Origin of the sequence: Bacillus manliponensis (genome assembly GCF_000712595.1) — a bacterium.
Lineage (GTDB): Bacteria > Bacillota > Bacilli > Bacillales > Bacillaceae_G > Bacillus_A > Bacillus_A manliponensis.
The window spans coordinates 137,306-149,513 of sequence record NZ_JOTN01000004.1; the positions used below are offsets into that span (position 1 = coordinate 137,306).

The following is a 12,208-nucleotide window of genomic DNA, read 5'->3' on the forward strand; positions in this document are numbered from 1 at the left end:
TGTTATTTCGCTTCTGTTTGAATCGTAACTTCTCGTGGGGATTTTTCTATATGCTCATACGCTTTTTCACCGTGCATTGATATATCTAATCCCATATGTTCTTCGTATTCATTAGCGCGAACTGGAAGGAATAAGCTGATTCCTTTAATGATGATGTACGTCATAATAATGGTAAATGCATACGTGGCACCGATTGCAATGGCTTGTTTTCCAAGTAACGCTGCATTTCCATAAAACAACCCATCTGCGCCGGCGCTATTGACTGATGTTGTTGCAAATAAACCTGTCGCAATCCCACCCCATGTTCCGCCAATGCCGTGGCAGCCAAATGCATCAAGTGTATCGTCATATCCAAGTTTATGTTTTAAGAAGTAAACAGAGGTAAAACAAAGAACCCCGCCAATTGCTCCAATTAAAAGTGCAGACATCGGTGTGACAAAGCCGCAAGCAGGCGTAATTGCCACGAGCCCAGAAACTGCCCCGCACGCTGCACCAAGTACAGTTGGCTTCGATTGGAAAAACCATTCGGCTAAAATCCACGTTAATAAAGAAGCGGCTGCTGCTGTGTTTGTGTTAATGAATGCTGTCATGGCAATATCATTTATCGTGAGTGCACTGCCGACATTAAAGCCGAACCACCCGAACCAAAGTAAACCAGCCCCTAATATTGTGAAAGGTAGATGATGCGGCGTAGCACTCTCGGCATCTTTTCGTTTTCCAAGAAAAATTGCTAACACTAAGCCAGCGACACCTGAAGTAATATGAACAACATTTCCGCCAGCAAAGTCTAAGGCGCCGAGTTCGCGTAACCAACCGCCAACGCCCCATACCCAGTGAGCAACAGGGTCATATACAAGTGTCGTCCAAAGAAGTATGAAAATAAGGAATGCTGAGAATCTCATTCGTTCAGCAAAAGCACCGGAAATTAGAGCGGGAGTTAAAATGGCAAACATAAGTTGAAACATCATGAATAAGTTGTGGGGAATTGTAGCGCTGTAGTCTTCGTTTGGTGTGAATGTGACGTTTTGTAATCCGAACCAGTCAAAACTTCCGATTATTCCATTCCAATCTGGTCCAAATGATAAGGAATAACCAATCAAAATCCATTGAATGGATACGATTGCCATTGCGCTATAGCTATGCATCGTTGTACTCAGTACGTTTTTGCTGCGAACCATCCCGCCGTAGAAAAGGGATAGGCCCGGTGTCATGAGCATGACCATTGCCGTTGTGATAAACAAAAAAACAGAGTCATTCATATTCATTTTTGCCCTCCTATAATGTTATATTTTATAACATCTTTTGTTATATTTAGTATCATATTCCACTTTAATTAGAAAATCAACTAATTTTTCTGAAAATTATAATTTTTATGTAAGGAATTCTAACATGAAGATTGAGATAACTCGTTTCTATACGATTGACTTCTGAATTGGTATAATATTCTTATAATTAAAAGGTTGAATGTTGGGGGATAAATTGTGACGAATATTTGGAGAAGAAGGACTTGGGTATTGGTTGTTGTATTTTTGTTGCTATTACCGCTAAAGGTAGGAGCAGAAATGAAAGAAGGTTTAGAGGATGAGATGGTATATTCCATCGTAGTTGACCGCTTTTATAACGGAGATCCGCACAATGATGCGAAAGTGAATATACATGATGCGCAGGCATATCAAGGCGGGGATATAAAGGGGATTATAAAGCGACTCGATTACATAAAAGAAATGGGATTTACAGCGATTATGGTAACGCCACTTGTTGATAGTAAAAGTTATGATGGGTATAAACCAACTGGCGAAGCGAAAATCAATCCTCATTTTGGTGCGATGGAGGATGTGGTAACTCTTGTGCAGGAAGCACATAAACGAGATATGAAAGTCATTGTCGAATGGGTTATGCAAGAAGAGGAAGCGATGATTGATTACGCAGTCTTTTTCGTAACAGAAACGAACATGGATGGATTTTATATAAGAAATACAAAAGATACGAACCGTGAGGAAGTACACATAATGATGGAACGGATTCAAGGTGAGAAGAAGGATTTTCTATTTCTTGGAGAGGACAATTTTCAGCATGAGTACCACGAACAAATGAAGAATGTATTAACGAAGACGAACGTTTCTGTGAAGTCATTATATGATGTTACAGCTCGTAATTTAGAACAGGTACAAGCTGTATTTTTAGATAATAATGAAACGAAGCGATTTGCACGTGTGGCAAAGGAAAATGAACATTATCCACCAACACGCTTGAAATTAGCGCTTACGTATTTGTACACAACGCCGCACATTCCGGTTGTGTATTACGGGACAGAAATTGCGATTGATGGTGGAGAAATTCCTGATAATCGCCGGCTAATGGATTTTAAAACAGATAAAGATTTTTTACATTACGTAACAACGCTTGGAGAGATTCGAAACAGTAGGCCTTCATTAAGGCGGGGAGAGATGGAGTTATTACACGATCAAAATGGAATGAGTGTCATAAAAAGAAGTTATGAAGGCGAAACTTCACTTGTTGTCATGAATAATACGACAGAAACGCAAAAGGTTACTTTATCTTCGGAAGAACTTGATGGGAAACAGGAATTGCGTGGTTTATTAGAAGAGGGAATTGTTAGAAAAACAGATGGGAAGTATCATCTCGTTGTGGAACGAGAAACGGCTAACATATATGCAGTCGGTGAAAAAACGGGCTTAAATTGGTGGTTTATTCTTGCGATTGTTAGTGTGAATGTGGCGTTTATAGCCTTTTTAATTGCGGTAAAGAAACGAAAAAAATCCTCCTAAGAGGATTTTTTTGCAGAGTGACGAGAAACCTAAATTTTCAAGAAGAAAAACAAAAAACATACAAAATACGGATGCGAAACTCCTGTTTTAGGTCTATATGTTGTATAAGAAAAGGGCTGTGGGGACTTTCCCCACAGCCTGGAAAAAAATCCTCCTAAGAGGATTTTTTTGTTATCGATAGTTAATAAATTGAACGTCGATTGATAAATCAGCACCGCGTACAGCTGCGATTACAGCTTGTAAGTCATCGCGGCTCTTTCCAGTTACGCGAACTTGATCATCTTGTACTTGTGTTTTTACTTTTAACTTTAAGTCTTTAATGATTGTGTTAATTTTCTTCGCGTTATCTTTATCGATACCTTGTTGGATTTTTGCACGCTGACGTACAGTCCCGCCAGAAGCGCTTTCTAATTTGCCGTACTCTAAGTTTTTCACTGGTACGTCACGTTTAATTAATTTTGAAATTAAAACGTCTTTTACTTGCTCTAGCTTATATTCATCGTCAGAAGTTAAGACAAGATCTTCTTTTTCTAACTTAATGTCGCTTTTGCTACCTTTAAAGTCATAACGGTTTTGAATTTCTTTTAACGCGATGTTAATTGCATTTGTTACTTCTGGGAATTCTACTTTTGAAACGATGTCAAAAGAACTATCTTTTGCCATAATGGACACCTCCGGATTAATCTCACTCTCATAAAGAGTTTTATTATGTAGTTGATCAAAAATGACCGTCTGATTTTATTTCCACTTCTATTATAGTGAAATTTCTCGTTTTGAACAAATGGAGAAAAAAACGTGTTATAATGGACCTTTGTTTGGAAAGATAAATGTAACAGTTGATTATAGAAAGGAAGTACAAATATGAATCTACAACCAGGGTCAATAGAACAGGTAACTGTTTTACGAGAAACTGAAATTGGATATATGGTTGGGCACGAAGAGGAAGAAGTGTTTTTACATAAAAACGAAGTTGCAGGCGAAATTGAAGAGGGCGATACGATTGATGTCTTTTTATACCTTGATCATAGAGAGCGTCTAGCTGCAACGATGCATGAGCCGGTTATTACAACTGAGGATTGGAACTGGGTAAAAGTTGTAAAGGTAAAAGAGCATTTAGGTGTTTTCGTTGACATCGGTGTTTCAAAAGATATTTTAGTACCAGCGGACGAGTTCCCATCTTATACACCTGTTTGGCCAGAAGAAGGCGATGAGTTATATTGTACATTAAAACTAACAAATCGCGGCCGTTTAATTGCAATTCCAGCAAGAGATGCAGATATGCAAGATATTGTTGTTCCAGCAACACCATCAATGTATAACAAAAATGTAAATGGACGAGTATTCCGTTCGCTGCAAGTTGGTTCATTTATTTTAACAGATGAGCATTTCCGTGCATTCTTGCATCAATCAGAGCGCAAAGAACAAGTTCGCATTGGTGAGCGTGTAACAGGTCGTATTATTGATGTAAAAGAAGATGGAACTATTAACATCTCTCTTCTTCCACGTAAAGAAGAAGGTATGGAAGATGATGCAGGGGTGGTTTATGAGTATATGGAAAGCCGCGGGGGCGCAATGCCATATTGGGATAAGAGTCACCCAGAAGACATTAAAGAGCGCTTTAACATGAGTAAAGGTGCGTTTAAGCGTGCATTAGGAAAATTAATGAAAGAAGAAAAAGTATACCAAGAAGAAGGTTGGACGTACTTTAAAAAGAAAAACTCCGAACAGTAACCGTTCGGAGTTTTTCTTCTTATTGTTCTAAAACAGCAGAAAACGTATCTTTTAAATCACTATCTTTTACTTTAATATCAGCTTTCTTTAATTCCTCTGTTAATACTTTTTGACGCCATGTATTATCTTGAATTCGTTCGTTTTCAAGTTCTTTACGAAGATCATCTTTTACTTCATCATATGGTTTTAATTCTTTTTTATCTGTTAATTTAATAATGTGATAGCCTTTTGAAGATTTAACAGGGTCACTAATTTGACCAACTTCTAGCTTATAAGCTGCTTCTTCAAATTCAGGTACCATTTTTCCTGAACCGAAGTAGTCTAAGTCTCCGCCGTTTTCTTTAGAACCTGGATCTTCAGAATGTTCTTTTGCTAATTCTTCAAACGATGCGCCTTCATCAAGTTGTTTCTTTAAGTCTTTCGCCGTCTCTTCATCGCTTACTAAAATATGACTCGCTTTAATTTCTGGTTTGTGGCGTGCTTTTATATCTTCTTCTGTAATAGTTTTCTTGACGGCTTTGTCAATAGCTAAGCTAGATCGAATTTGTTCTTTAAATTCATCTTCGTTTTTAAAACCACTTTGTTCTAAAGAAAGTTTAAAGTTGTCGCCCATTTGTTCTTTAATTTTTTTGAATTCCGTATCTACTTCTTTATCCGATACTTTATATTTTTCTGTCATAATTTCTTGTGCCATCATTTCATACAATACATTTTTTCCGAATCGCTCTTTTAATTGCTCGTCAAATTCTTGCTTTGTAATTGTGGCTGTTTTCGATGTTGCGATAGGATCGGAGTTACCAGGGGACCCACAAGCTGCTAACATAAGTGTACCAAGTGTAGCAGCCGCGATATATAATTTTTTACTTTTCATTATGAACACCTCATCATTTATTGTTGTTATTATTGTAGAAAAATGAAGTGAACAACATGTGAATTTGAGATGACTTTTTGAGGATGTTTTTTCCAATGTAGTGATTGACTGAATTATTGAAGAAAGTGGCTGAAAAAACTCGAAAGTGACTGAATTAAACAGAAAAGTGGCCGGAAAAACTTGATAGTGACTGAATTACATACAAAAGTGACTGAATCTCTCTTGAAATCCCTACAAAAAAGCTGACTCAAAAGGCGGTCTTTTGAGCCAGCTCTGTCTTTTATAGGTGATCTGTTTTTTTAGAGTATGCGCGTTTTCCAGCTTGTATATTTTTTTGCTCTTGTTCGTTTTTTTGTGCGCGCTTTGCGTTGTTATCACGTGCTTTTTTGTCGTTATCGCTTGTGTGTGGCATGTAAAGACGCCCCTTTCTGAACAGTTGTATGTTTATCTTTTCCGTTTTCGTTCAAACTATGTGTACATTCCGGTGAAGGTGGGATAGGACATATGGACTTAAAATTAAATTACGTGGAGCTGGCAAAAAAGTTAGCCATTGTCATAATCGCAGGTCTTTTAAATGCGATTGGGATTAATTTGTTTTTGACACCAGCGAAAGTATACGCAAGTGGGTTTGCTGGTTTATCACAGCTTCTTTCGCAAGTGTTAGCTGATTTTACATCCATCCATGTTTCAACGGGTTTATTGTTTAGTTTATTTAATATTCCGGTTGTGATTTTAGCTTGGAAAAAAGTCGGGAAATCATTTACGTTATTTAGTTTCTTATGTGTTGTGTTTATGACGTTATTTTTAGAAATTATCCCAGTTCGTGCTGTTTCAAACGATATTATTTTAAATGCCATTTTCGGAGGGTTAATTTCAGCGATTGGGGTTGGCTTGGCGTTAAAATGGGGAGCATCGACTGGTGGATTAGACATTATAGCGATGATTTTATCGAAAGTGAAAGATAAACCGGTTGGAACGTATTTCTTTCTATTTAACGCGATTATTATTATCGCAGCTGGTTATGTATATGGCTGGGAAAAAGCATTATATACGCTTGTGACGTTATATGTATCATCACGTATTATTGATGCTATTCATACGAGACATGTAAAGCTTACTGCATTTGTTGTTACAAAAAATGGTACCGATGTGCGAAAAGCGATTCATTCCCGTTTGGTGAGAGGGATTACAACTATACCAGCAACTGGAGCGTTTACAAATGAGAATAAAGAAATGTTAATGATTGTGATTACACGTTATGAGTTATATGAGTTAGAGCGAGTTATAAAGAAAGTAGATCCGGGTGCGTTTACAAATGTTATTCAAACGGTAGGTGTATTTGGGTTATTTCGTAAAGATTAACAAAGAGAAAGAGGACCGAATAATCGGTCCTCTTTCTTACATGGAGTGAGAAATTTGTTGCAGCTGTTGCTGCATTTCGCGCAATTGAACTTTTTCGGCAGTAGAAGAGTTCGTATAAGCTGATAACAAAGCATTCTTTGCTTTGAATACAAGCTCTTGCTGCTCTGTGCCATCTGAACAAGAAATAGCGTTCGACACGGCGTCACGTGCCTGTTGGAATAGTAGGTTTCCCATTAGAACCCTCCGAGAGAAGAGTTATTTCTTTCTTTTTCTGCCTCAGCTAATGTACTACGGTACGGGAATCTTGCGTCATGCTGCGAAACAGCATCCGCACCTTGTTGGGTGAAACGTTTAGACTTATTCTTTTTACCCATTCGTTATTCCCCCTTAGCAGAAAATAAGTGACGTATCGCTACGTCACTTATATTATGTGCATTTTTCTTTTTGCTATAAGCAGGGAATTTTTAGATTACAATCCAAGTGTTTCTTCTAAATAGATGGCAATCCCGTCTTCTTCATTTGTTAATGTTGTATGATTTGCGAGCGATTTTAAAGCGGGGATTGCATTCCCCATTGCAATTCCGTGTCCAGCATATTCAATCATTTCGAAATCGTTATCTTCATCACCAAATGCAATAATATGCTCTTTTGGGATGTTATAATGACTCGCAATTTTTTGTAAACCTGTTGCTTTACTTAATCCTGTTTTTACGATTTCGATAATTGGCCAAGGTGCGCCCCATTTACGGTGGTCAATGACCTCTGCATGCATATCCGTTAAATGCTTACGAATCGCATGTGATTGTTCATCGTCTGTATCAATTAATAAACATGTCGGATGATCTTGTAAAATGTGCAATAAATCTCCTGTGAAAATGTTAGGAGAACCAAATTCGAAAATATGTTTTTTATCTTCATCAATTTCGCGAACATATACGTCATCTATGACTTCGGCATAAATGTTTTTTACCCCAAAATCGAAGCAAGCACTTACAATCTCTTTTGCTGTTTTTAGCTCAAGAGGAGAGTGGTGTACGCCCCAATTTTTATCAAGAGGGTGATGCACGTAAGCGCCGTTAAAATTGACAATTGGTGTATTTAAGTCAAGCTCTTTGTAGTAATTGTGACTTGCACGGAACGGACGACCAGTTGAAATGACAACGACATGTCCTTGTTGCTTTGCTTTTTCAATTGTTTGCTTTGTGCGTAATGAAATTATTTTATTGTCTGTCAGTAACGTTCCGTCTAAATCTAATGCGATTAAATGTTGTTTTTTCATAGTTTCCCCTCTTATGAAAAATTTTTATATACTTTTAATGAACCTGTAATACTCCTGATGAGTCTTACAGCCCGCAAATAGCGGGATAAAAGCAAACTAATAATTAGTGGGATGAAAAAGAAACCCGCTAATTGAAGTTTTACTTTATCTTACGTCCTATCTCCTTTCTCTGTCCACTATTTGTAATTGGAAAACGAGAAAAGTCAAGTTGTTTTTAGAAAGTTCAAATAATGTTTCTTTCCTTTTGGATAAAATGTGAAAAGGGTTACATCTTTACTAAGCTCTTGTCTATAATGAAAATGTAATCTTCTCGTATAAGTTGTTTGACTCTCCTTTTAGCTGACCTCCCCACAGGTCAGTTTTTTTTGTCCCATGAAAAATATGTGATGTTATGTATATGAAGAAAGTGAAAAAATATAACTGGAAAAACCGCTCTTTTTAGGGTAGAAGAGAGGAACTGTCGATGAATAGTAACGGTCAGTGCCCTATAGTGCCACGAATGATGTGAAACAAAGGTATGAAATGAGAGGGAAGGTCTTTTTGTTTCGAAAGCATCAGCTTTGGTGGAGAAAAAATCATAAAAGCTTTGTTGAACTGTCGCTGTTAAGTAGTAGTCAGTTCCTTGTAGTGTCACGAGTGATGTGAAAAATAAATCGATAGAATTTCCTAAACATAACAGAAAGTGTTTTTTAAAATCGGACATACTATAAGTGTAATGACAACATAGAGGAGGATGGATGATGGGACAAAATCATCGCTTTCGAGCTGGTCAAAAAGCACCTAACAATGGTACATATGTTGAGATTGGTGAAACAGGTAGCTTGGTCAAAAATCCAAAACAAGTAAAACTTTCTGCGGGTGACACGTTTCCGGAGAATTCAAATCATAATAGACAGTGGACTTATAAAAGAAAGCCGTGAACAATCCCGCAGGTTAGACTGCGGGATTTGTTGTTTTAAGAAAGATATTGTATAATTAAATTAAAGGTCAAAGAAAGTCAAAGTGTAAAGGAGTGGTGAAGATGGACGTGAATCAAATGACAACGAAAACACAAGAGGCGATTAGGAATGCGCAATCCATAGCGATTTCGCGGCATCATCAAGAGGTGGATACCGTCCATTTGCTTTTCGCATTACTCGAGCAACAAGACGGATTGGCGTTACGCATTTTTGAAAAAATGAATATCGATGTAGACAAGTTACGAAAAGAAGTAGAGCAATTGCTACAGAAAAAGCCATCTGTAACAGGAAGTGGTGCAGAGGCTGGGAAAGTATATGTGACACATGCACTGCAGCAATTGTTCGCTCGAGCCGAAAAGAAAGCGAAACAAATGCAAGATGACTATATATCTGTTGAACATATTTTACTTTCCTTTTGTGAAGAGCAAGGGGATGTAAAGCAGTTATTTCATAAATTTCATATTACAGAACAAACACTACAGCAAGTGTTAGTAGAAGTAAGGGGGAATCAAAGAGTGGTAAGTCAAAATCCAGAATCAACATATGAAGTATTACAAAAATACGGGCGTGATTTAGTTGAGGAAGTAAGAAGTGGAAAAGTTGATCCTGTTATTGGAAGAGACAGTGAAATCCGCCGTGTGATTCGTATTTTATCTCGCAAAACGAAAAATAATCCGGTTTTAATTGGTGAGCCAGGTGTCGGAAAAACAGCAATTGTGGAAGGGTTAGCACAGCGTATCGTTAAAAAAGACGTTCCAGAAGGATTAAAGGATAAAACAATTTTTGCTTTAGATATGAGTGCTCTTGTTGCTGGTGCGAAGTTTCGCGGTGAGTTTGAAGAGCGTTTACAAGCTGTATTAAATGAAGTGAAGAAAAGTGAAGGTAGAATTTTACTGTTCATTGATGAACTTCATACAATTGTTGGAGCTGGAAAAACAGAAGGTGCAATGGACGCTGGAAATATGTTAAAACCAATGCTTGCGCGCGGAGAGCTTCATTGTATTGGTGCAACTACACTTGATGAGTACCGAAAATATATTGAGAAAGATCCAGCGTTAGAGCGTCGCTTCCAACAAGTATTAGCAGAAGAGCCAACAGTGGAAGATACAATCTCCATTTTACGTGGTTTAAAAGAAAGATTTGCGATTTATCACGGTGTAAATATTCATGACCGTGCTCTTGTTGCAGCGGCACTTTTATCTGATCGTTACATTTCGGATCGCTTTTTACCAGATAAAGCAATTGATTTAGTTGATGAAGCGTGTGCAACGATTCGTACTGAAATTGACTCCATGCCAACGGAGCTTGATGAAGTAACGCGCCGCATCATGCAACTTGAAATTGAAGAAGCAGCATTAAGTAAAGAAACAGATCGCGTAAGTCAGGAGCGCTTACAAACATTGCAGCGAGAGTTGTCCGATTTAAAAGAAAAGGCAAGTGGTATGCGTGCGCAGTGGCAAAAAGAGAAAGAGGAAATTTATAAAGTGCGTGACTTACGCGAAAGCCTCGAAACGTTGCGCCGCGAATTAGAAGAGGCAGAAGCGAATTATGATTTAAATAAAGCAGCTGAGCTTCGTCACGGTAAAATTCCAGCTGTAGAAAAGGAAATACAAGAAGCAGAAGAAGCACATTTGCAAAAAGAACAAGATAATCGACTTCTTCGCGAAGAAGTAACTGAAGAAGAAATTGCAAATATCGTATCCCGCTGGACAGGTATCCCAGTAGCGAAGCTTGTTGAAGGAGAACGCGAAAAATTACTTCGCTTAGAAGAAATTTTATCAGAGCGTGTAATCGGTCAAGACGAGGCAGTTGGACTTGTAGCGGATGCGGTGCTTCGTTCCCGCGCTGGTATTAAAGATCCAAATCGTCCAATCGGGTCGTTCATTTTCTTAGGACCAACAGGTGTTGGGAAAACGGAACTTGCAAAAGCATTGTCGCAATCGTTATTTGATAGTGAAGAGCAAATGATCCGTATTGATATGTCTGAGTATATGGAGAAACATGCAGTATCTCGTCTGATTGGAGCACCTCCAGGATATGTTGGATATGAAGAGGGTGGTCAATTAACAGAAGCAGTGCGTCGTAAGCCATATTCCGTTATTTTATTAGACGAGATTGAAAAGGCGCATCCAGAAGTATTTAATATTTTACTACAAATGTTAGACGATGGACGTGTTACGGATTCGCAAGGACGTACAGTTGATTTTAAAAATACGGTTATTATTATGACATCTAATATCGGCTCACAATATTTATTAGAAGGCTTAGAGGAAGATGGTTCAATTAAGGAAGAGTCAAGAAGTCTTGTAATGAATCAGTTGCGCGGCCACTTCAGACCAGAGTTTTTAAATCGTGTTGACGAAGTTATTTTATTTAAGCCACTCACAACAAATGAGATTAAAGGCATTGTTGATAAAATTGTGAAGGAATTACAAAGTCGATTAGCGGATCGTCATATTACAGTAGAACTGACAGATGCAGCGAAAGAGTTTGTTGTCGAATCTGGATTTGACCCAATGTACGGAGCGCGTCCGTTGAAGCGTTATGTGCAAAGACAAATTGAAACGAAGTTAGCACGTGAGCTGATTGCAGGTAATATTGTGGATCATAATCACGTTGTAATTGATGTTGAGAATGAAAATTTAATTGTGAAAGTGAAATAAAAAAGTCCGGGAAACCGGACTTTTTTAGTGCTGTTCTACTGGTTCGTTTGGAATTGCTGCGCCCACTAGTAATACAAGTACAGTTACAGCAACAGAGTAGATGCTTGCTTCTTGGAAATTGTATGTACTACCAAGCATAGAGCCAACAACATAACTTACCATGTGAGTAAGTACGAACGACCAAATAAAGGCCCAAATTACACGCATTTTTTCACACCCCTATTCGTTCAAATCTGTCTATATTGTAACACAACTAATAAAAGAATATAGAAAAATATTTAACGTTTTGGAAAGCAAATACAGGTTACCGTCATACATTATAAAAGAGCAACTTTTGAGGTAGAAGCCCTGCACGTATGAATATGCGGTGCACAAATAGTTTGTTAAGGGGCTGGGTGAGTTTGGCTACTTTTTATGAAAAGAACCGTTCGCAAAAAGAAGTTTCACTTTACCCCGCTCAAACGAACAGTAATTGTAGTAAGGCGGGGAAGAAGGACTGTTCGTAAGAGCCCGATTGGTTCAACTAACCTTTTGCGAGAAAAGCGTTCGCAAAA

At 38.0% G+C, this 12,208-nt stretch carries 13 protein-coding genes; 5 read left to right on the forward strand and 8 right to left on the reverse strand.

Annotated features, from left to right (window positions below; all coding sequences use genetic code 11):
- Positions 1-2 precede the first annotated feature (2 nt).
- Complete coding sequence (locus BAMA_RS06690) at positions 3-1,265, reverse strand: ammonium transporter (protein ID WP_034637478.1); 1,263 nt, start codon at positions 1,263-1,265, stop codon at positions 3-5.
- Positions 1,266-1,481: 216 nt separating this feature from the next.
- On the opposite strand from BAMA_RS06690, the gene BAMA_RS06695 reads away from it, so the two are divergent.
- Positions 1,482-2,789 (forward strand): alpha-amylase family glycosyl hydrolase, encoded by a 1,308-nt coding sequence (locus BAMA_RS06695; protein ID WP_051758882.1) that lies wholly within the window; start codon positions 1,482-1,484, stop codon positions 2,787-2,789.
- A 171-nt stretch (positions 2,790-2,960) separates the two neighbouring features.
- Here BAMA_RS06695 and BAMA_RS06700 read toward each other — a convergent pair whose 3' ends face one another.
- Positions 2,961-3,452, reverse strand: coding sequence for a YajQ family cyclic di-GMP-binding protein (locus BAMA_RS06700; RefSeq protein WP_034637480.1), 492 nt, complete (start codon positions 3,450-3,452; stop codon positions 2,961-2,963).
- 198 nt (positions 3,453-3,650) lie between these two features.
- On the opposite strand from BAMA_RS06700, the gene BAMA_RS06705 reads away from it, so the two are divergent.
- Entirely contained in the window at positions 3,651-4,520 is an 870-nt protein-coding gene (locus BAMA_RS06705; RefSeq protein WP_034637482.1) for a CvfB family protein, read from the forward strand.
- Between the two features lie 19 nt (positions 4,521-4,539).
- Here the strand turns inward: BAMA_RS06705 and prsA are convergent, their stop codons facing one another.
- Positions 4,540-5,391, reverse strand: a complete 852-nt coding sequence (gene prsA / locus BAMA_RS06710) for a peptidylprolyl isomerase PrsA (protein WP_034637487.1) — start codon at positions 5,389-5,391, stop codon at positions 4,540-4,542.
- 280 nt (positions 5,392-5,671) lie between these two features.
- Positions 5,672-5,803, reverse strand: a complete 132-nt coding sequence (locus tag BAMA_RS23845; protein WP_084157910.1) for a DUF3941 domain-containing protein — start codon at positions 5,801-5,803, stop codon at positions 5,672-5,674.
- A 92-nt stretch (positions 5,804-5,895) separates the two neighbouring features.
- Between BAMA_RS23845 and BAMA_RS06715 the strand changes: the two genes are divergently transcribed.
- The gene (locus tag BAMA_RS06715) at positions 5,896-6,753 is read left to right on the forward strand and encodes a YitT family protein (protein ID WP_034637488.1); all 858 of its coding nucleotides are present in this window, start codon (positions 5,896-5,898) and stop codon (positions 6,751-6,753) included.
- Positions 6,754-6,789: 36 nt separating this feature from the next.
- Here BAMA_RS06715 and BAMA_RS06720 read toward each other — a convergent pair whose 3' ends face one another.
- The 3 genes from BAMA_RS06720 to BAMA_RS06730 form a co-directional block, all read right to left on the reverse strand.
- Complete coding sequence (locus BAMA_RS06720) at positions 6,790-6,987, reverse strand: DUF3813 domain-containing protein (protein WP_034637491.1); 198 nt, start codon at positions 6,985-6,987, stop codon at positions 6,790-6,792.
- Complete coding sequence (locus BAMA_RS06725; protein WP_034637494.1) at positions 6,987-7,127, reverse strand: hypothetical protein; 141 nt, start codon at positions 7,125-7,127, stop codon at positions 6,987-6,989. Before BAMA_RS06725 ends, BAMA_RS06720 begins: the two co-directional genes overlap by 1 nt.
- A gap of 95 nt (positions 7,128-7,222) precedes the next feature.
- Positions 7,223-8,032, reverse strand: a complete 810-nt coding sequence (locus tag BAMA_RS06730) for a Cof-type HAD-IIB family hydrolase (protein ID WP_034637499.1) — start codon at positions 8,030-8,032, stop codon at positions 7,223-7,225.
- 740 nt (positions 8,033-8,772) lie between these two features.
- On the opposite strand from BAMA_RS06730, the gene BAMA_RS06735 reads away from it, so the two are divergent.
- Together BAMA_RS06735 and clpB are read left to right on the forward strand one after the other, a co-directional pair.
- Positions 8,773-8,952 carry a YjzC family protein gene (locus BAMA_RS06735; RefSeq protein WP_034637503.1) on the forward strand — a complete coding sequence of 60 codons (180 nt, stop codon included), beginning with the start codon at positions 8,773-8,775 and terminating at the stop codon, positions 8,950-8,952.
- Positions 8,953-9,053: 101 nt separating this feature from the next.
- Positions 9,054-11,654 (forward strand): ATP-dependent chaperone ClpB, encoded by a 2,601-nt coding sequence (gene clpB, locus BAMA_RS06740; RefSeq protein ID WP_034637506.1) that lies wholly within the window; start codon positions 9,054-9,056, stop codon positions 11,652-11,654.
- 24 nt (positions 11,655-11,678) lie between these two features.
- Here the strand turns inward: clpB and BAMA_RS06745 are convergent, their stop codons facing one another.
- Positions 11,679-11,861: a YjzD family protein gene (locus BAMA_RS06745; RefSeq protein WP_034637509.1), complete on the reverse strand. Its 183-nt coding sequence runs from the start codon at positions 11,859-11,861 to the stop codon at positions 11,679-11,681.
- Positions 11,862-12,208 lie beyond the last annotated feature (347 nt).

Bases quoted from the DNA above. Each gene is read 5' to 3' on its own strand.
- BAMA_RS06745 (WP_034637509.1), bottom strand. From the start codon at position 11,861: ATGCGTGTAATTTGGGCCTTTATTTGGTCGTTCGTACTTACTCACATG.
- clpB (WP_034637506.1), top strand. From the start codon at position 9,054: ATGGACGTGAATCAAATGACAACGAAAACACAAGAGGCGATTAGGAAT.
- BAMA_RS06715 (WP_034637488.1), top strand. From the start codon at position 5,896: ATGGACTTAAAATTAAATTACGTGGAGCTGGCAAAAAAGTTAGCCATT.
- BAMA_RS06735 (WP_034637503.1), top strand. From the start codon at position 8,773: ATGGGACAAAATCATCGCTTTCGAGCTGGTCAAAAAGCACCTAACAAT.
- prsA (WP_034637487.1), bottom strand. From the start codon at position 5,391: ATGAAAAGTAAAAAATTATATATCGCGGCTGCTACACTTGGTACACTT.
- BAMA_RS23845 (WP_084157910.1), bottom strand. From the start codon at position 5,803: ATGCCACACACAAGCGATAACGACAAAAAAGCACGTGATAACAACGCA.
- BAMA_RS06705 (WP_034637482.1), top strand. From the start codon at position 3,651: ATGAATCTACAACCAGGGTCAATAGAACAGGTAACTGTTTTACGAGAA.
- BAMA_RS06725 (WP_034637494.1), bottom strand. From the start codon at position 7,127: ATGGGTAAAAAGAATAAGTCTAAACGTTTCACCCAACAAGGTGCGGAT.
- BAMA_RS06720 (WP_034637491.1), bottom strand. From the start codon at position 6,987: ATGGGAAACCTACTATTCCAACAGGCACGTGACGCCGTGTCGAACGCT.
- BAMA_RS06700 (WP_034637480.1), bottom strand. From the start codon at position 3,452: ATGGCAAAAGATAGTTCTTTTGACATCGTTTCAAAAGTAGAATTCCCA.
- BAMA_RS06730 (WP_034637499.1), bottom strand. From the start codon at position 8,032: ATGAAAAAACAACATTTAATCGCATTAGATTTAGACGGAACGTTACTG.
- BAMA_RS06690 (WP_034637478.1), bottom strand. From the start codon at position 1,265: ATGAATATGAATGACTCTGTTTTTTTGTTTATCACAACGGCAATGGTC.